The organism is Streptomyces sp. CA-250714 (assembly GCF_050936705.1).
Lineage (GTDB): Bacteria > Actinomycetota > Actinomycetes > Streptomycetales > Streptomycetaceae > Streptomyces.
Genome location: NZ_JBNJMI010000002.1, coordinates 163,434 through 182,057, shown reverse-complemented (window position 1 = coordinate 182,057; position 18,624 = coordinate 163,434). Strand labels below are relative to the sequence as shown.

Sequence of the window (18,624 nt, the reverse complement as noted above, 5' to 3'; positions counted from 1 at the left end):
CAGGGCGGCGCCGTACAGTCGCCGCCCTGCTCACCTGGCTCCCCATGTGAGCGCCCAGAACGAGGCGGGCCGACGCCCGCACGCGAGGAGCACTGTCGCCCAACTCGCACTGCGGGGGATATTGAGCTGAGCGGTGGATCGTCGTCATCAATCCGCCAACGACCCACCGTCAGCACGAATCAGACTCAGACCCTCACGGCAGGGCTGTGGACGGCGCCCTGCCCATCGCCACGGTAGAAGGTCACTTCATAGCGACCCCGCGGCACCTTCTTGGACAGAGTCTTCCCCACGTGAACGCCGTACTTCTTACCGGTGGACGTGTTGACTGCCTCGATCCACACCACTGCACCATTTGCCGAACCCCTGGTGTAGCCCTTGCCGTGAACCTTTCCGCCAGAGGCAGAAGCACACACCTTCATGGTGTCCGCATCACCTGGTCCCCAGGCGCTACAGCGTTGAGCCGCCGCAGAAGCCACCGGGACGGTCGCCAGCAGAGCCACCCCTGCCACAGCCCCAGCCAATGCCCCACGACCAAGAACGCTAGAGAACATGTGCACCTTTCGCAGTCATCGGAATCGCTGCCGCCGACAACACCGAGCCGGACGGCTCAACTAGGACGCGCAGGTGAGCCTTTGTGGTTGCCCTGGACGGGATGGTTCTCGTACGCGCCAGCAGTTCGCTGGTGCCTGTCAGAGCACCGGTCGCCGCCGCACTCGTTCGGGCATCGGGTCTGTGGAGACTCGGCCTCTCGTCCTAGCTCCGTGGTGACCCGCGTCACACCCAACTCCTGTCAGCAACCAGGGCGCCGTCTCGTTCAAGGGGCACGCGAACGAGACAGGAGCAATGCCATGAAGCACCGCATCGTCGTACTCGGCGCCGGATATGCCGGGGCCTTCGCGGCCGGGAACCTGGCCCGCCGGCTCTCACCCGCCGACACCGAGATCACCGTTGTCAACGCCGTGCCCGACTTCGTTGAGCGGATGCGGCTCCACCAGCTCGCGGCCGGCCAGGACATCGCGTTCCGCAAGCTGGCCGACATCTTCGCGGGCACCGGGGTGCGGCTGCGCCTGGCGCGGGTCACCGGCGTCGACCCCGAGCGTAGGACCGTCGCGGTGACCGGCGAGGACGGGGATGGCGAGCTCGCGTACGACACGCTTCTCTACGCGCTCGGCAGCTCCGTCGCCCACCATGGCGTCCCCGGCGTGGCCGAGTACGCCTTCGATGTGACCGGCAGAGCCTCGGCGCTGCGTCTGCGCGAGCGCTTGGCCGGCCTGGGCGAGGGCGGCACCGTGCTGGTCGTCGGTGAGGGGCTGACCGGCATCGAGACCGCCACCGAGTTCGCCGAGTCCCGGCCCGACCTCTCGGTCGCGCTCGCCGCCCGCGGCGAGCTGGGCGACTGGCTCTCCCCGAAGGCCCGCCGTCACCTGCGCCAAGCGTTCGACCGGTTCGGCATCACCGTCCACGAGCACACCCGCATCGAAGCCGTCGAGCCGACGCGGGCGATCGCCGCCGACGGTACGTCCATCCCGGCCGATGTGACCGTGTGGTCGGCCGGGTTCGCCGTGCACCCCATCGCGGCCGCCAGCGGCCTGGAGGTCGCCGATACCGGCCAGATCGTCGTCGACCGCACCATGCGCTCGGTCTCGCACCCGGACGTCTACGCCGCCGGTGACTCCGCCTACGCGATCGGCGAGAACGGCCGGCCGCTGCCGATGTCCTGCGCCTCGGCAGGCCTCACCAACATGCAGGCGACCGCCGCCATCATCGCGCGCCTGACGGGCAACAAGGTTCCGGCCACCGGGCTGAAGTACTACGGCAACCACATCAGCCTCGGGCGGCGGGACGCGATCTTCCAGATGGTGGACGGGGACGTCCGCTCGAAGTCCTGGTACCTGGGCGGCCGGACGGCCGCGCGGCTCAAGTCGGGCGTACTCAAGGGGGCCGCGTGGGGCATCGCCCACCCGACCTTCGGGGTGCCGAAGCGCAAGCACCGCCTGACCACCGCGCCCGACCGGGCCGGTGCGAGGGTCGCCGCATAGGCTGTTCCGTATGGACAGCGCAGCCGTCGATCGGTTCGAGGCCAGCCGGGGCCGGCTGGCCTCGCTCGCGTACCGTCTGCTCGGCTCGGCCGCCGACGCCGAGGACGCCGTGCAGGACACATTCCTGCGCTGGCAGGCCGCAGACCGCAATGGGGTATCCCCTGCTCGAGCGGAGCCGAGAGCTTGGGGAGGGGTCGAGGTGCCGGAGGCGTGGCTGACCAAGGTCCTCACCAATCTCTGCCTCGACCGGCTCCGCTCGGCGCAGGCGCGCCACGAACGAGCGGCCGGTGCCTGGCTGCCCGAGCCGCTCCTCGACGGCGACCCGATGCTCGGTCCGGCCGAAACCGTCGAGCAGCGCGAATCGGTGTCCTTGGCCCTACTGACCCTCATGGAGCGCCTCTCGCCGGTCGAGCGGGCCGTCTACGTCCTGCGTGAGGCCTTCTCGTACAGCCACGCCGAGATCGCCGGGATCCTCGACATCACCGAGTCCGCCAGCCAGCAGCACGCCCACCGGGCCCGGACCAGGGTCGCCGCCGAGCGCCGCCGCGGCCGCGAGGCCGACCCCGCGTCCGCGCGCCGGGTCGTCGAGGAGTTCCTCGCCGCCGCCACATCGGGGCGCACCGAACGGCTGGTGGCGCTGCTCACCGACGACGTGACGGCGGTCTCGGACGGCGCCGGACTGAGCAAGCGGCTGTTGCGGTACACGACGCGCGAGCGGGTCGCCTCCTTCGTGCGGGCCGGCTTCAAACCCACGCAGGCGAAGCGGCGGCTGGCCGGCGGCTCGCCCGCGTTCCATCTCGCCCTGGTCAACGGCTCCCCGGCCGTCGTCGCCGTGGTCGACGACAGGGTTGTGGGCGCCGTGGCCTTCGAAGTCAGCGACGGCAAGGTCGCGTCACTGTACGGCATCGCCGCCGCGGACCGGCTCGCGCGCCTCGACGAGGCCTGGCAGCAGCACGAACAGGAGGCGCCGGTCATCGCATGGTGACCAGCGCCACCGGAACCCAGTGACCTGAGCCGGAGCGAGGACGGCGTTCCTTCGGCCCTGCAACGGACTCGTGCCGCAATCGTCGGCTCAAGCTCGCGCGCCGCCGTCGACCCGCAGGACCGTGCCGGTCACGTACGAGGAGCGGTCGCTGAGCACCCAGGCGGCGGCCTGGGCGGTTTCGTCGGGTCAGCCGCGCGGCGCAGCGGGGTGAGCGCCTTGAGCCGCTCGACGAGAGCCGGCGAATCCGCTTCCCAGGTACGGATCGTCTCGGTCGCCGTATGGCCGGGGCGATGGCGTTGACGGGGATGCCTTCCGGGCCGTACGTGACCGCGGCTGACTCCGTGAGGCTGTTGACCGCCCGCTTCATGGCGCCGTACGCGGGGAGTTCGGGGTTGCCCCGCAGGCTGCCGACGGATGAGTTGTTGACGATGGCGCCCGTCCCGGCGGTGGCGCGGATGGCGACGATCTGGGCGACCATGGCCAGCCAGAAGCCCTTGAGGTTCACGGCGTAGAAGCTGGTCGAAGTCGGTCTCCGGCAACTGGTCCATGGGGCCAGGGGTCTGGATCGTCGCGCCGTTGTTGAAGGCGACGTCGAGTCTGCCGTACAGGTCCACGGTTCGGTCCACGGCGACGCGCACGTCGGCCGCGTCCGCCAGATCACACACCACATAGTCCGCCGTGCCGCCCGCCGCCCGCCGCCCGGACTTCCTCGGTCACCGTCTTCAACTGTGCCTCCGTCCGGGCCGCGAGCAGCACCCGGGCGCCCTCCCGGGCGAACAGCCGCGCCGCGGCGGCGCCGATAGCGCGCCCGGCACCGGTGACGAAGGCGACCTTGCCGACCAGCTGGCCCGGGGCGGCGGGGGCGGATGTGTCGGTGGTCGGTGTGTTGTCCATGGCAGCGAGCCTGCGACCGTTCGCGGAGCCGGATCCAGGCTCTGGCGGTACCTGGATCGGCTCCGCGCCCTCGCGCACACTGGGGGCGTGGACCGACGAGAACTGGCGGCCTTCCTGCGCGGCAGGCGCGAGCGGATCACCCCGGCCGACGTCGGCCTTCCCATCGGACCGCGCCGCCGCACGCCGGGGCTGCGCCGCGGGGAGGCGGCGCAGCTGGCGTTAATCTCGAACCGAGTACTAGACGTGGCTGGAGCAGGCCCGCGCGCGTCACGCGAGGTGCTGGCCCAACTGGCCAGGGCCCTGCGCCTGTCGGACGCCGAGCGCGACCATCTCCACCACCTCGCCGACGCACCGCCGGGCCCGCCGCCCGGACCCTCGCGCGAGGTGCGGCAGAGCATCCTCGACTTGTTGCACCGGCTGCCCCAGGCCGCCGCGATCGTCACGTCCGCGACCTTCGAGGTGATCGCCTGGAACGATCTGGCGGCCGCCCTGATGGCGGACTTCTCAGCCCTGCCACGGCGACCGCAACCTGGTGCACCGGGTGTTCCTCGGGCCGCACCCGCAGGGGAGGCGGTTGTACGGGGTGTCCGACGCGGACGCGTTCGCCCGCAACTCGGCGCAGCGCCTGCGCGCCGCCGCTGCCCGTTACCCCGACGATCCCGAGGTGAACGAGCTGGTGGGTGGCCTGCTCTCCGGCAGTGCGGAGTTCACCCGGCTGTGGGCCTCCCACGACGTGTGCGCCGAGCCCACCCTGTGCAAGACCTTCCAGCACCCGGTGGTCGGTCCGGTCACCGTCAACTGCGACGTCCTCGACGTCACCGACCGGGACCAGCAGGTCGTGATCTACATCGCGGCACCGGGCTCGCCCTCCGAGGGAGCACTGCGGCTGCTGTCGGTCATCGGCACTCAGCGCATGGACGTGACCAACTGAGCCGCACCAGGAATCGGGCATGCGATGCCGGCCCGCGCTCCTGTCCGGGGCCCCTTGCCCAGGGGCGCGCACTGCTCCTGCAGCGGCAAAGCAGCCGACTACAACGCTGAGTGGCCAACTAGCTGGCTCCGTCACACCGGTGTGTCAGCGATGCACCGAACGTGCGGCCTCAACGTTCCTACGTTGCAGGACGAGGACCGGGCTGCGGGGTCGTCAGCTTCCTACTCCTTGTTACTCCGCAGCCTGAGGCCGGTCAGCTTGGAGTGTCGGTGAGTTGGTTGATGAGGAAGTCGAGGCGTTCCTCCTGGGTGTCCGGGGGGATGCGGCCGCTGGCGGACAGGGTGGCTATGCCGTGCAGTGCGCTCCAGGTGACTTCGGCGAACAGTTCGCGTCGCGCGTTGTCCGGGCGGAAGCAGCTGACGAATTCGTTGAAGCAGGCGCGAAGTTGGGGCGGTGTCTCGGCGTGCGCGAACTTTACGTCGGTCGGCATGACGAACATGGCCTGGTAGAGGGCGGGCCGCTCGGCGGCGAAATCCAGGTAGGCGCGGCAGACGGCGTGCAGGGCCTGCTGTGGCTCGGGGTTGGCCGGCCGGGCACGGCGCAGGTGGGCGGCGAGTTCGTCGAAGCCGTCGAGCGCGACGGCGCGAACGATGGCGTCCTTGCCGCTGAAGTGGCTGTAGAGCACGGGTTGGCTGTACTCGACGCGCTCGGCGAGCCGCCGCGTCGTCACCGCGTCCCAGCCTTCGGTCTCGGCGAGTTCGCGGGCTGCGGTGATGATCAGCTGGTGGCGTTGGGCGCGTTCGCGTTCACGGCGCTGTTTGATGGCGGACATGACGACATCCTAGCAAGGCTAGATTTCCGGCCAGCGATATCGCTATCGTCGATACGTCAACTAGCGCCGATTGCAAGGGTGGTGGGCGCTGCTACCGAGAGGAAGCAACCATGCTCACCAACGTCGCCACCGTGCTCGCCGGACTGATCGGCGTGGGCATCATCTTCATCGGCGCCCGTGCATTCCGGGCGCCGCAGGCCGCAGTCGGCTTCGGCATCCCCGACACACCCACCGAGGACCGCAGCTTCCATGCATGGCTGACCGTCAAGGCCGTGCGTGACATAGCCTGCGGGCTCTTCATCTTCGTCCTGCTGGTCGGCGGATCGGCCCACTTGCTGGGCTGGTTCATGCTGGTCGCGACCGGCATACCCGTCGGCGACGCGTTGATCGTGCTGCGCAGCAACGGGCCCAAGACAGCTGTCTACGGCGTACACGGCGCCACCGCAGCGGTGATGCTGGCGATCAGCGTGCTCCTCCTCATCGGCTAGCTGATCGTGACGCCGCCTCGGCACGCCGCCTTGCCCGGGTATTGCGTCCGCTGATGGGTGGGTGAGTCGGGTGCGAAGTTCCGTCTTCGGCTCGGTTGGGCGCGAGCGTTGAGCCGGTGGACGGCGGCGGCGACGGCCGCGCTCTGCTCGTCGTGGCTGGGAGGGTCGGTGCTGTTGAGCGCGAAGAAGCGCAAGGCTGCGAACGGCGCACACGAGCGCGGTCAACGGCACCGCCGCCGAGCGAGGAGCTACCCAGTACCCCGCCTCCCTCGCCGGGGTGGTGGCTTCACGGCGAGCTTCCGGCGCGCGACCAGCCAGTCACGACCGCTTCCGGCGCGCAGCCGCAGGCCGTTGCCGGCGCCATCACCAGTTCCTACCGGGGGAGTGTGCTACGGGCCGATCGGCCCCGGCGAGAGTGCTGTACGGCAGTACGTGCCTGGCCGCGTCGGCGCGACACGCCAGGTGCCGGTAGGTGAAGCCCGACCAGCGCCGCAGTCGCCGCAACTGCTCCACGAACTGCTGGGGCCTCTCGTGCCCACGGATCCGGAGCCGTCCTTTCCACGCCCATCTACGCCCCCTCCTTGGCTCGGCAAGCGGCTGAGGCCTCTCCGAGAGGGCCCGGTGGCGCGGCAGCGCAAGGAGGCGCATGACGCAATGCGAGACGCGCGGTCGTCCCTCTCGCCGACCTGCGTGGACGCGGGGGGCGGCGGGACGGGCGGGGGGGCGACGCATGGACCTGCGTCGGACGGACCGTGGTTGTCCGGATCGCACAGGCTCTTTGAGGCAGCCCTGGACGCGCTCCGCAGGGTGCTCGGTGCTGAGATCCTGCCTCCCTCGCGCGGCGCTGCGAGCGGGTTGACCTGACGATAGGGTCTTGGTCGGACTGGGGCCCGCCGGGTGGCCGGGCCAGGGCGTTACGTGGGTGGAGGTACCTTGTCCGGATCCGCTGAGGCGCCGCAGTCTTTTGAGGAAGATCCAGGCGCCACGCTCTCGCTGGCGCAAAAGCTCGACCGCCTCTTCGAAGCCAGAAGAGCCGAGACGGGCGAACGTCCCTCATACAGGGCCGTTGCCGAGGAGATCAAAGAGGCGCACGGCGGGAAGCCTGTGATCTCGTGGCAGCACATCTGGGCGCTGACAACGGGTTCGAAGACGGACCCGAAGATCGGGCAACTTCAGGCCCTGGCGGATTACTTCGATGTCGGCGTGGAGGACCTCCTTCCGTGTCACTCCGAGGAAGAATTCGCCATCAGGCTGGCGCTCAGGAGCGCGATAAAGAGTGCCGACGTTCGCCGAATCGCTCTTGAGGCCTCCCAGGCCGGTCTTTCCAAGGAAGGCGTGGCAACCCTCGTGCGGCTCATCCGGCTCTTGGGAGGGAAGGAAGAGGGACTGGACGACGAGTCGTTGAATTGATCAACTCGCCCTTCGTGGACGACTGGTGCTGGATTCTAGCCTTCCGTGGGCATGTGTCCTTCTGGGGGCGTTCCGGGGCTGGGGGCGGATGCACGGCGGTGATGTTGCGGGCACGCACAACCTGATCGTGACGAGGACGAGCGGGCGGTCACCGGTCGACCGGCGCGGGCGCGAAAGGCGCCGCGGGACTTGGTGATGCGGGCGCGGACGGCCGAGTTGAGCTGGGCCGGGTGGCCCGTACCGGTGATCGCGGGCGAGTGAGGGTGCGGGCAAAAGGCGGTGCGGCGGATCTCCGAGGCGGAACGCCCGCGGATCACGCCGTGGTCAGGCAGCCACCGCCAGGAAGACTGACCGAGCGCGGCGGGCGGCGACCTCGTCGCATCCGAGGAGGCAGGGCTTCATCTCGATGGCGGATTCGTCGCCGGAGCGGACGGGTCGCAGGTCGCGGCGCATCCTGGTCTGGTCGGCGATGACGTAGGCGTCACGGGCGTCGGTCTTGCCCTCGCCGCGGTATCCGTCGGAGGTCCGGTTCACCAGACGGCCGGGGATGTAGAGGACTGCCTGGCCGTGATTGACCAGAGCAGGGCCAAAGCAGCGCGGGTTCCGCGCCGGTCAGTCGATCGCCCAGGTGACCTCACAGCCGTCGGCCAGGTCGAGGACGTCACCGATCAGTTTCATCAGCTCGGGCTCGTCGTTGGCGACTCGCCGCGACAGCAGCGTCTTGCCCTCCGCCTCCAGAGCGAGGCCGTGATGGTGGTCCTTGCCGCTGTCGATCCCCACCCATACCCGGCTCATCGTGCTCCTGACGTACGTGCTCGTTCTGTTCGTGCCACGGACGACCTCGCCGGCATTGCTCTACACAGCGACTTGTTCGCACTTCCTAATCGGCGGCCGAGCCGTCGTGGGGTGCTGGGCGGCCAAGCCCTGCAAGCCACAAAACGGCAGCCACCTGATAGCCACACCCGGCACCCCTGGGCGACCCAACCCTGCGAATGGCTCGATCAACCCGATCAAGAAGGTAGAGCCACCTGGGGGACGCTGGATGCGTCGGCGGCCGAGGCTCAGCGGCGGGGAACGGCGGGGGCGACGTGAGCGTCAAGCCCGGATTCCTGCGCGACTACCCGGAGCTGGGCGAGGAGACCACCGAGGGGGGCTGGAGTCGCTGCTCGCCGTGGATGAAGCCGTCGGGAAGTTCGTCCCGACGCTGCGCGAGGCGGGGCAGCTCGACAACACGTATCTGCTCTTCTCCTCGAACAACGGCTTCTTCTTCGGCAGGCACAACGTCCCTCCACTGGGAAGTTTGGCCGCACGACGCGTCGGGGCACGTGCCGATGATGACGCACGGGTGCCCGGGATCAACGGCGGCACTCCTTCGCGCGAGATGAGCAGCAACGTCGATCTCGCCGCCGCGATCGCCGACATCGGCGGAGCCAGGCCGGGGCTCACGCTCGGGGGGTGGCCTCTGCTGCCGTTCGCGCGCGACCGCTGTCGGCGTACCGACCGGTCGGTCGTGCGCAAGGGGGCCGGGGGCGCACGGTCAGGGCCGGTGTCCGAGGGCGGCTCGGCGAAGGCCGGCGACGACGCCGCGTCCGGACGGCGGGTCGCCGAGGGCGACTAGGACCAGGACGGCTAGGCCGTTTCGTTTGGATCATCGGGCGGAGTAGAGGAAGACGCCTGCGGCGTGCAGTCCGGCCAGGCAGAAAGTGTCGGTCCTCGTAGTCATCCGACTACTGAAAGTATGGTTCGGATCATGACGCCGACCGCCGTGAAAGGCACTGTCCATGGCTGACGAATCTCTCCACGCCACCCTGCACACCTCGGCAGGGAAAATCCGACTGGCGCTGTTCCCGTCCCACGCCCCGAATACCGTTCGTAACTTCGTGGGACTGGCGCAGGGCACCAAGGAGTACACGGAACAGAACGCCAAGGGTGAATCCACCGGGCCGTTCTACGATGGATCGATCTTCCACAGGGTCATCCGTGGCTTCATGCTCCAGGGCGGCGACCCCACGGGCACGGGACGCGGCGGCCCCGGATACACCTTCGCCGATGAGTTCCACCCGGACCTGCGGTTCGACAAGCCGTACATGCTGGCCATGGCCAACGCGGGCGCAGGCACCAACGGTTCGCAGTTCTTCATCACTGTCGCGCCCACGACCTGGCTGAACGACAAGCACTCCATCTTCGGCAAGGTGGCCGACGACGGGTCCTCTAAGGTCGTGGACGCCATCTCGCACGCACCAACCGGGGCGGGCGACCGCCCTGTCACGGACGTCGTGATCGAGCGCGTCACCGTCGAGGGCAGCTAGGAACTTTCGTTTAGATCATCGGGCGGACCACAAGAAGATCCCGGCAATGTGGAGTCCTGCCAGGTAGACCGTCGCGGTCTTCTCATAGCGGGTGGCGAGACCGTGCCACTGCTTGAGGGGGTTTATGCACCGCTCGACGGTGTTGCGCTGTTTGCAGGCTTCCCGGTCGAAGGCGGTCGGCCTGCCACCGCGTTGGCCGCGGCGTCGGCGGTGTCCCTGCTGGCGGCCGGGGTGGGGATGACCGCCCGGATACCGCGCCGGCAGATGGGCGCGGATGGCGCGGGAGGAATACGCCTTATCGGCCAGCACCACCTCGGGCCGGGTGCGGGGGGCGGCCGGTCCGGCGAGGCACCCGCAGCCGTGCCATGACCGCATCGAAGGCGGGTGCGTCACCGGCCTGTCCGGCGGTCAGGTGGAAGGCCAGCGGTCGGCAGTTGCCGTCGGCCGCGAGGTGGATCTTGCAGGTCAGTCCGCCGCGGGAGCGTCCGATGGCATGGTCTGCCGGCTCGCGGCCGGGGTCCCCTTTTGCCGGGCCCCGGCCGCGTGCTGGTGCGCGCGCACGATGGTGGAGTCCACCGAGACCGCCCAGTTCAGCTCCTCCTCCGCGTCGGCCTGGGCCATCAGCGCGGCGAAGACCCGCTCCCAGGTGCCATCGGCGGCCCACATCCGCAACCGGTTGTGGACCCCTCGCCGGTTGCCGTACCTCTCCGGCAGGTGCACCCACTGCGAGCCGGTCTGGAACTTCCAGGCGATCGCACCGATCACCTGCCGGTGATCACGCCACTGCCCGCCCCGCTTCGGCGTCCGGTCCGGCAACAGCGGCTCACTCCGCGCCCACTGGGCGTCAGTCAACAGCACGACCAGACCAACGATCCGATGATCTAAACGAACCGGCCTAGGCCTCATCCAGGAAGACCCACAAGCCGCCACTCCGGCACGGGGCCTACTCCACCGCGTACGAGTCATCCGCGCAGAGCGGGATCTGTACGTGCGCTACATCAAGGGCGGCCGGGAGTTCTGCGACCTCAAGACCGACCCGTACGAGATGAGTTCAAAGCACGACGACCCCGCGTACGTGGTGGCGCGCATGGCGCTGGAGGAAGGCGCTGAGCAAGCTCCAGGTGTGCGAGCGGCGCATGCGGCGCGGGCGTCGGGGAGTTGACCGACCCGAAGTGCGGCCGTCGGGCCGGAAGGATGCCCGCACCCGGCGCTGACGGGACGACGTGGCCGACCACGCCGGAGCCGCCGAGGGCCGCGAGGCGCCGCCCTCCGACCGCGGTGACTCTTCCCGCGACCTGGCCGCCATGGACTTCGCCGCCGATCGGGACACAGCCTTGCGCCCTGTCGCCGAACTGGCTCGCCGCACACAGGAGAACGGCTGGCTGCGCGTCGGCTTCAGCATCGACGACCTGGTTCTCATGCTCACCGCCCACCGAGGCGCTCCGCGCCGCCCCGGAGGCGGGAGCGCCGCCCGCGCCCCCGGTTGTGCGTCGCTTCAGCATCGACGATCCGATTCCCATGCTCACCCCCACCGAGGCGTTCCACGCCGTGCCGGAGACGGCAGCGTCGCCCGCGCCGCTGCCGCTAGCCCCGCGTCTGCGGCTCGCGCACCCGCCCGACCCGCCGTAACTCGCCCTGTCCTGCGCCCGTTTCGCGTAAGGAAGACGGTGCGGTGTGCGGTGGGCCCGCCGTGTGCTCAGCCCAGGTCGCCGTCGCGCACCCGTCTGACCCCCCGTAACCCGCCCTGCACCGCACCCGTTTCGCGCCACGGAGATGGTGCTGGAGCGCAGTGCGGTGGGCCGGCCGTGGGCACCAGCCAGTTCGCCGTCGCGCGCCCGTCACTCAAGTTCGTCTTCGTGTGAAGACAAACGCTTGTTGGGTGACGCGGATCTACTCGGACATACGTGACGGATTTCTCCCCTGCCCTTGACCGCGGAACGCAGCAACGTAAGCATATGGAGACAGGACGATCGCCTCAGCCGGCCCGGCCCTGAAGGAGAGAGTGTGTCCCGCTGTGCACCGCCCCCTCCCGAACGCCCCTCCAGCGCCCTTCCGTTGGAGGCATGGGGGACAAGCGGCTGAGGATCCGCCATGTCGGGCTCCCGAGAGTTCGCGTCTCAGTCAAGGCTGACACACCCCTCCAAAGTCACCCGGATTGAAGGCGATTTGGGAGGCCGCCGCGCCCTTTCAGGGAGGATTCCCATGGCAGTAGACATTCCCGGAATATCCGCGCCGCAGGTCGGCGTCGTGGTGGGCAATCCGAAGCCCGCGTCGCGCACTTACCAGGCCGCTCGGTATCTCGCGGAGCAGCTCACCGGACTTCCGCCGGACCCGGTCGTCGATTTGGCCGACTTCGGCACCAGGCTGCTCGACTGGACGGACGAGTCGGTCGCCGAAACCGTCAAGACTGTCACCAGTCTCGACCTGGTCGTATTCGCCAGCCCCACCTACAAAGCCTCCGTCACCGGCCTGCTCAAGCTCTTCCTCGACCGATTCCCCCTGAACGGGCTCGACGGCGTCGTGGCCGTGCCGTTGATGCTCGGCGGCGGACCGAGCCACGCGCTCGCCCCCGAGTTGTTCCTCAAGCCCGTACTCGCCGAACTCGGCGCGACCCTGCCCACCCGCTCGCTCTTCGTGCTCGAGGGTTCATACAGCGATCCGGACGCCTTCGAACCCTGGATCAGCTCCTCGCGCGCCCGCCTCGCCGCTGCGCTGCGCCCTGCGTATTCCGCTTGAGCAGTGTTCCGCCTGAGCAGTGTTCCGCCTGAGCAGCACTCCGCCTGAGCAGCCTTCCGCCTGAGCACCCCCACCGCCGACGAGGCCGTGCCGCCCGGCCACGCGGATCTCCCCGCTCGACCACGGCGCCGGACGTTCGTCCGGCGCCGTAGTCGTGACGATCCTTTCTCGCCATCTGTGATGCCCCAAGCAGGAACCAGGACCAGCCCACGCCCAGGGACCTCCACTGCCGCCGCATTGCTGTCGGCGGCGGAGTTGTGACGGCCGCCGTTCGCGTTCCGCAACCGGACGTCGGGCCTGATAAGGGATGTCCGAATCCGTTTCCCGACCGTGGCGTTCGTGGGCCGACCGCGAGCGGGCCGGGTCGAAAATGGAATCTTCCACATCACGCTGCGCGGGATGCAAGCTGTTGATGCCGCGACTACCGCAGGCCATGACGGTGGTTCCATGGGCACGGCAGGCTGTGACCGCATCGACGAGGGAGGAGGGAAGCATTGATCGACTTAGAGGCGCGCGTATTGGTCGTTGCGGATTGCGGAGGGGTCGATGAAATGATCAAGGACCTCGAGCGCCACGGTTTCGGGACCGAAACGGTCGGGACGGGCGCGGAGGCAACGGCCGCCGCTCACAACTTCGACGTCGTTCTCATCGATCTCGACCTCACCGACTTCGACGGACTCACGCTGTGCAAAAGAATCCGCGAGGCCAGCCACGTCCCCATGATCGGTTTCTCTTCCGTGGACGAGCTCGACCGGGTGCTGGCCCTCGAAGGGGGATGCGACGACTGCATCACGAAGCCCTATCCCAGCCGTGAGCTGATGGCGCGCCTCGGAGCGCTGCTGCGGCGAGTGCGAGCCAAGCCCGAACCGCTGCTCGTCGCCGACCAGTTGGAGATCGATCCCAATCTGCGCGAGGTCCGGGTCGACGGCCGGCTGATCGAACTGACCCGCAAGGAGTTCGAGGTCCTACACCTGCTCGCGGCCGAGCGGGGGAAGATCTTCTCCCGGTCCGAACTGCTGCGGCGCGTATGGGGCTACGACAACACCGACACGGGAGTGACATCTTTGGCAAGCCGGACCATCGACACGCACCTGAGCAGCATCCGTAAAAAGCTCGGTTCCTCGGAATGGATCGTCACCGTGCGCGGCATCGGCTTCCGGTTCAGCGAGGAGACCGTACCGGCAGAGCCGAACGCGGTAAAGCACAGGGCCCGTTCCCATGGGGAACCCGTGTAGCGCGCCGGGCGGCACCGGGAGACGGGATCAGCCGGCTTCGTGCAGCGCCTCGGCGGTGGCCGTGCCGGTGATGCCGGCGACGGGTCCCTGATAGAGGATCCGCCCGCCGTGCTTCCCGGGTCCGGGGCCGAGGTCGATGATCCAGTCGGCCCGTCGGACGACGTCGAGGTTGTGCTCGATCAGTACGACGGTGTGGCCGTGGTCCACCAGGCTGTCGAGGTGGCTCAGCAGGGTGTCGATATCGCGGAGGTGCAGGCCGGTGGTGGGTTCGTCGAGGATGTAGAGGGTCGGGCTGGTGGAGTCCCGGAGCTCCTTGGCGATCTTCACCCGCTGGCATTCACCTCCGGAGAGGGTCGTCAGGGGCTGGCCGAGCCGGAGGTACCCCAGGCCGACCTGCTCCAGGTGGCGCAGGGCCCTCGTGATCGCGGGATCGGAGAGCCGCTCGATGGCGTTGGTGATCGTCAGGTCGTCGACGTCGGCGATGGACAGCCCGTCGACCTTGTGCTTCAGGACCTCGGGTGTGAACCGGCGCCCCTGGCAGGTCTCGCAGACCGTCTCCTGGTCCTCCATGAACGCGAGGTCGGTGTAGACGACCCCGAGGCCCTTGCAGTCCGGGCAGGCGCCGCCGGAGTTGGCGCTGAACAGGCCGGCCGGGACGTTGTTGTGCCGTGCGAACACCTTGCGGATGGCGGTGGCGATCCCGGTGTAGGTGATGGGGGTCGAGCGGCGGTTGGTGCTGACTGCCTTCTGGTCGATCACGACCGCGTCGTGCTGGGCGACGAGTTCGCCCGCAAGACTCGACTTCCCGGAACCGGCCACACCGGTGAGCACCGTCATCACGCCCGCCGGAATGTCCACGCTCAGGTTCTTGAGGTTGTTGCGGGTGGCATCGGCCACGGTGATGTGGCCCCGCGGCGGGCGCGGATCGTCCTTGACGGGCCGCTGCTGCGACAGCGCCGCCGCCGTGGCGGTGCCGGCCGTGCGCAGGCCGTCGAAGCTGCCCTGGTAGACGAGCGTGCCGCCCTGGGCGCCCGCGTCCGGCCCGACCTCGACGATCTGGTCGGCCATGGCCATGACCGCGACGTCGTGCTCGACCACCAGCACACTGTTGCCCTGATCCCGCAGCTGCTTGAGCAGCTCGGTCATCGAGGAGATGTCGTGGGGGTGCAGTCCGACGGTGGGCTCGTCGAAGACGTAGACCATCTCGGTGAGGCTGCTGCCCAGGTGCTTGACGGTCTTGATGCGCTGTGACTCGCCGCCCGAGAGCGTCGTGGTGGCGCGGCCGAGATGGAGGTAGCCGAGCCCGATGGTGACCATTGCCCGCAGCCGTTCCGTCAGCGCGGACACCACCGGCGCCACGATGGGGTCGGTCACGCCCGTCACCAGCTCCGCGAGCTCACCGATCTCCATCCGCGCCATCTCGCCGATGGTGTGGCCGAGCACCGTGGCGCTCCGGCTCTCCGGGTTGAGCCGGTCCCCTCGGCAGTCCGGGCACCTCTCGGAGCGGGTGAACTTGGCGAGGGCCTCCTTCTTGCGCTCGTTCATGTCGTCGGAGGTGCGCAGGTAGATGCGCTCGAACCGCTCGACGATGCCCTGGTAGCCCTTGGGAAGCCGGCTCGCCAGCGGCCCGGCGGACCCGATGCCGTACAGCAGTGCGTCCCGCTCGTGCTGGCTCCAGTAGCGCAGCGGCTTGTCGAGGTCGAACACCCCGATGTCGGCGAAATTCGTGTACCAGTAGCCGCCGGTGGCGAATCCGGGCAGCAGGACGGCGCCCTCGCTCAGCGCCTTGTCCTCGTCGATGAAGCGGTCGACGGCGCTGGCCACGACCTCGCCGAGGCCGGAGCATGTGGGGCACATGCCGGCCGCGTCGTTGAAGGAGAAGTGGCTGGACTCGCCGACATGTGGCGTGCTCACCCGGGAGAACAGCAGCCGGAGGTAGGTCCAGGTGTCGGTGATCGTGCCGACCGTGGAGCGGGCGTTCCCGCCCAGCCGCCGCTGGTCGATCACCACCACGGGGGAGAGCCCCTCGATCCGGGCGACCTCGGGCCGGGTCCACTTCGGCAGCCGGTTGCGGAAGTAGGGCGGGAACGTCTCGGTGAGCTGGTAGCCCGCCTCGGCGGCGATCGTGTCGAACACCAGCGACGACTTGCCCGAGCCCGACACTCCGACGAAGACCACGACTTGTGAGCGCGGCACGTCGACGTCGAGCTGCTTCAGGTTGTTGGTACGGGCTCCGCGGATCCGGATTTTGCGGTTCGACATGGTCAGGACCCTAACGCGAGATGTGGCCGGAAAATGGCCGCGATTTCTGCGATCATGCGGTCATGGCCGACGTCATGCAACGGGTCCTGACCCTGCTGGTGGTGCTGCAGTCGGGCAAGACGTTCTCGGGCGAGGAACTGGCGGCCCGGCTGGACGTCCCCCCGCGCACCCTGCGCCGCGACATCAACCGGCTCCGCGGCTACGGGTACCCGGTCGAGACACAGCCGGGCCCGGGCGGCTACTACCGGCTCACGGCCGGGCAGACCATGCCCCCGCTGCTGCTCGACGACGACGAGGCCATCGCGACCCTGCTGGGCCTGGCAGCGCTCGGCGCGACCGGCAACGCGAGCGAGGGCAGCATCGACGACGCGGCGATCCGCGCCTACGGAAAGGTCGACCAGTACCTGCCCAAGCGGCTGCGCCCCCGCGTGGCCGCGCTGCGCGCCAGCCTGGAGACGACACCGACGCTCACCCCGAGCACCAGCGCGGAGACGATGAGCACGCTGGCCGAGGCGATCGCGCACCAGCGCCTCGTGGCCTTCCACTACGTCGGGGCGAGCGGAACCGCCACCACGCGCACGGTCGAGCCCTACCGCCAGATCCACCTGCTCATGCGGTGGTACCTGCTGGGGTGGGACATCGACAGACAGGACTGGCGCGTCTTCCGTATCGACCGCGTCACCGAACTCCGGGCGCGGAGCCGAACGTTCTCGCCCCGGCCGCTGCCCACCGAGACCGGCGCCGACTACCTCCGCCGGAGCATCAAGCGGAACCGGCAGCGCGTGGCGGTGACCATCGACGCCCCCATGACGGCGGTGGCGGACGCGTTCGCCCATGAGGACGTCGACCTCACCGCGGCCGCCGGCGGCGGGACCCACGCCGTTCTGATGCTCGACTCCTGGCAGTGGCTCCTGCCGCGGCTCGCCTTCCTCGACGCCGACTTCACCGTCGAGGAGCCCGAGGAGTTCCGCGCGGCGCTGCGCCGGTTCGGCGACCGCCTCGGCCGTCAGTGACCCGCCCGCCGCCCCGGCGGCCTGCGGCATCAAGTGCCCGACAGCTCGATGAGGACCCGTACGGCGGACTCCAGCGCGTAGTTCATGGAGCCGCCGTTGGGCTCGTACGCGGTGTGCTCGCCGGCGAAGTGGATCCGCCCCTCCGGCCGCCGAGCGTGCTCCATCAACTCGTGGTGGCCCCGCTCCGGCAGGATGTACATGCCCCCTATGTAGCGCTCGTTGTCCCAGGCGATGGACGCTCCGAGCTCGAAGTTCTCGCGCGCCCCGGGGAGCAGCGGCTCGACCTCGCCGAGCGCGAAATCGATGCGCTGCTCCGGGCCCATGCTCGCCACCGCCTGCGAGGCCCAGCCACTGAGCCAGCACTCGAGGATCTTCCGTCCGTCCGGCCGCCGCGGCGTGGCGTCGCGTATGGTGCCGATCGGGCGGTCGGTGGACAGCATCAGCTGCTTCTCCGGCCAGAACTGCCGCCGCATCTGCAGGAAGACACGGGTGCCCGAGGCGTAGCGCATCCGGCGTATGGTCGCGTGTTTCTCCTGGGACAGCCGGGCCATCTCCAGGTTGATGTGCCGCATGCCCGCGAACGGCGCGGTGACGATGACGCGGTCCGCGGTCAGCGTCTCGAGCCGGTTGCGGTCGAGGAAGGTCACCCGCGCCTCGCGGTCGTCCTGCGCGATCCGTACCACGGGCGCCTGGTAGCGGATGCGGTCGGCGACCTTGTCGGCCAGGGCCCGGGCCAGCATGTCCGTGCCGCCCTTGATCTTGCTCCACTGGGTATCCGTGTCGGACAGGGACCAGGGGCCCGACTCGTAGCGGGCCCACGCCATCGCCGAAGCGGATCCCAGCTCGCCCCCGCGCATCTCCAGGAAGAGCGGCTCGATCAGGCCGATCGCGGCGGCGGAGGCGCCCCGCGCCTCGAGCACCTCGCGCACCGAGAGCCGGTCGAGCTCCAGCAGCCGTGGCGACGGGTTCCAGGTCGGCGAGAGGATTTCCGGCCCGATCTCCTTGTTCGGCGTTCTGACGTACTTGGCCACCATCTCCTCGATGGTCAGGTCCCGCTCGTCCGGGTTCAGGCCAAGGAGGGCGGCGTTGTCCGCCGTCTTGTCCGGCCGGATGCGGGTGCCGTTGCGGCAGTACCGGAAATCCGTGTCGATCAGATCGCTCGGTTCGGTCTCCAGGCCCATCTCGCCCAGATAGTGCATCGTGTAGTAGTCGCACTCGTTCGTCACCGTCATCGCCCCGGCCTCGGTCCGGAGACCGTCGGAGAACGGGGTGCGCAGAGTCCTGGTGCGGCCACCCGGATAGCCGTATGCCTCCAGCACCGTGACGCGCGTGCCCTGCTTGGCCAGTTCGTACGCGGCACCGAGGCCGGCCAGCCCCGCGCCCACCACGATGACGTGCTCGATGCCGCTGAGGGGTGGCAGGCCGTTGTCGAAGGTGGTTCTTGTGTCTCGTTCAGTCGGCCGGGTCACTGTCGTCCCTTTCGTCGAATG

13 protein-coding genes and 4 pseudogenes are annotated in these 18,624 nt (G+C 69.2%); 11 read left to right on the top strand and 6 right to left on the bottom strand.

Annotated features, from left to right (window positions below; translation table 11 throughout):
• Nucleotides 1–848: 848 nt before the first annotated feature.
• The gene (locus tag ACQEU8_RS19670) at nt 849–2,039 is read left to right on the top strand and encodes an NAD(P)/FAD-dependent oxidoreductase (protein WP_433102829.1); all 1,191 of its coding nucleotides are present in this window, start codon (nt 849–851) and stop codon (nt 2,037–2,039) included.
• 10 nt (nt 2,040–2,049) lie between these two features.
• Entirely contained in the window at nt 2,050–3,024 is a 975-nt protein-coding gene (locus ACQEU8_RS19665) for a sigma-70 family RNA polymerase sigma factor (RefSeq protein WP_433102827.1), read from the top strand.
• A gap of 87 nt (nt 3,025–3,111) precedes the next feature.
• Here the strand turns inward: ACQEU8_RS19665 and ACQEU8_RS19660 are convergent.
• Nucleotides 3,112–3,918 (bottom strand): annotated as a pseudogene (locus tag ACQEU8_RS19660) (SDR family NAD(P)-dependent oxidoreductase).
• Nucleotides 3,919–4,005: 87 nt separating this feature from the next.
• On the opposite strand from ACQEU8_RS19660, the pseudogene ACQEU8_RS19655 reads away from it, so the two are divergent.
• Nucleotides 4,006–4,849 (top strand): annotated as a pseudogene (locus tag ACQEU8_RS19655) (helix-turn-helix transcriptional regulator).
• Nucleotides 4,850–5,102: 253 nt separating this feature from the next.
• Here ACQEU8_RS19655 and ACQEU8_RS19650 read toward each other — a convergent pair.
• Nucleotides 5,103–5,681 carry a TetR/AcrR family transcriptional regulator gene (locus ACQEU8_RS19650; protein ID WP_433102825.1) on the bottom strand — a complete coding sequence of 193 codons (579 nt, stop codon included), beginning with the start codon at nt 5,679–5,681 and terminating at the stop codon, nt 5,103–5,105.
• Between the two features lie 110 nt (nt 5,682–5,791).
• Here ACQEU8_RS19650 and ACQEU8_RS19645 point away from each other — a divergent pair, with 110 nt between their 5' ends.
• Together ACQEU8_RS19645 and ACQEU8_RS19640 are read left to right on the top strand one after the other, a co-directional pair.
• Nucleotides 5,792–6,169 carry a DUF4267 domain-containing protein gene (locus tag ACQEU8_RS19645; protein ID WP_433102823.1) on the top strand — a complete coding sequence of 126 codons (378 nt, stop codon included), beginning with the start codon at nt 5,792–5,794 and terminating at the stop codon, nt 6,167–6,169.
• Between the two features lie 933 nt (nt 6,170–7,102).
• Nucleotides 7,103–7,579 carry a hypothetical protein gene (locus tag ACQEU8_RS19640; protein WP_433102821.1) on the top strand — a complete coding sequence of 159 codons (477 nt, stop codon included), beginning with the start codon at nt 7,103–7,105 and terminating at the stop codon, nt 7,577–7,579.
• A gap of 324 nt (nt 7,580–7,903) precedes the next feature.
• Here the strand turns inward: ACQEU8_RS19640 and ACQEU8_RS19635 are convergent.
• Nucleotides 7,904–8,374: pseudogene (locus ACQEU8_RS19635) on the bottom strand (IS110 family transposase).
• A gap of 376 nt (nt 8,375–8,750) precedes the next feature.
• Between ACQEU8_RS19635 and ACQEU8_RS19630 the strand changes: the two are divergent.
• Both ACQEU8_RS19630 and ACQEU8_RS19625 read left to right on the top strand, forming a co-directional pair.
• Complete coding sequence (locus tag ACQEU8_RS19630) at nt 8,751–9,197, top strand: hypothetical protein (RefSeq protein WP_433102819.1); 447 nt, start codon at nt 8,751–8,753, stop codon at nt 9,195–9,197.
• Nucleotides 9,198–9,360: 163 nt separating this feature from the next.
• Nucleotides 9,361–9,888, top strand: coding sequence for a peptidylprolyl isomerase (locus ACQEU8_RS19625; RefSeq protein WP_433102817.1), 528 nt, complete (start codon nt 9,361–9,363; stop codon nt 9,886–9,888).
• 15 nt (nt 9,889–9,903) lie between these two features.
• Here the strand turns inward: ACQEU8_RS19625 and ACQEU8_RS19620 are convergent.
• Nucleotides 9,904–10,794 (bottom strand): annotated as a pseudogene (locus ACQEU8_RS19620) (IS5 family transposase).
• 82 nt (nt 10,795–10,876) lie between these two features.
• Between ACQEU8_RS19620 and ACQEU8_RS19615 the strand changes: the two are divergent.
• From ACQEU8_RS19615 to ACQEU8_RS19605, 3 genes are all read left to right on the top strand, one after another.
• The gene (locus tag ACQEU8_RS19615; protein ID WP_433102815.1) at nt 10,877–11,050 is read left to right on the top strand and encodes a hypothetical protein; all 174 of its coding nucleotides are present in this window, start codon (nt 10,877–10,879) and stop codon (nt 11,048–11,050) included.
• A 1,040-nt stretch (nt 11,051–12,090) separates the two neighbouring features.
• Nucleotides 12,091–12,624, top strand: coding sequence for an NADPH-dependent FMN reductase (locus ACQEU8_RS19610; RefSeq protein ID WP_433102813.1), 534 nt, complete (start codon nt 12,091–12,093; stop codon nt 12,622–12,624).
• A gap of 494 nt (nt 12,625–13,118) precedes the next feature.
• On the top strand, nt 13,119–13,859 hold the full coding sequence (locus ACQEU8_RS19605) for a response regulator transcription factor (protein ID WP_433102811.1): 741 nt from the start codon (nt 13,119–13,121) through the stop codon (nt 13,857–13,859).
• Between the two features lie 27 nt (nt 13,860–13,886).
• Here ACQEU8_RS19605 and ACQEU8_RS19600 read toward each other — a convergent pair whose 3' ends face one another.
• Nucleotides 13,887–16,121, bottom strand: a complete 2,235-nt coding sequence (locus ACQEU8_RS19600; protein ID WP_433102809.1) for an ATP-binding cassette domain-containing protein — start codon at nt 16,119–16,121, stop codon at nt 13,887–13,889.
• 62 nt (nt 16,122–16,183) lie between these two features.
• Here ACQEU8_RS19600 and ACQEU8_RS19595 point away from each other — a divergent pair, with 62 nt between their 5' ends.
• The gene (locus ACQEU8_RS19595) at nt 16,184–17,134 is read left to right on the top strand and encodes a helix-turn-helix transcriptional regulator (RefSeq protein ID WP_433102807.1); all 951 of its coding nucleotides are present in this window, start codon (nt 16,184–16,186) and stop codon (nt 17,132–17,134) included.
• Between the two features lie 29 nt (nt 17,135–17,163).
• On the opposite strand, the gene ACQEU8_RS19590 is transcribed toward ACQEU8_RS19595, so the two are convergent.
• Entirely contained in the window at nt 17,164–18,603 is a 1,440-nt protein-coding gene (locus tag ACQEU8_RS19590; RefSeq protein WP_433102805.1) for a flavin monoamine oxidase family protein, read from the bottom strand.
• Nucleotides 18,604–18,624 lie beyond the last annotated feature (21 nt).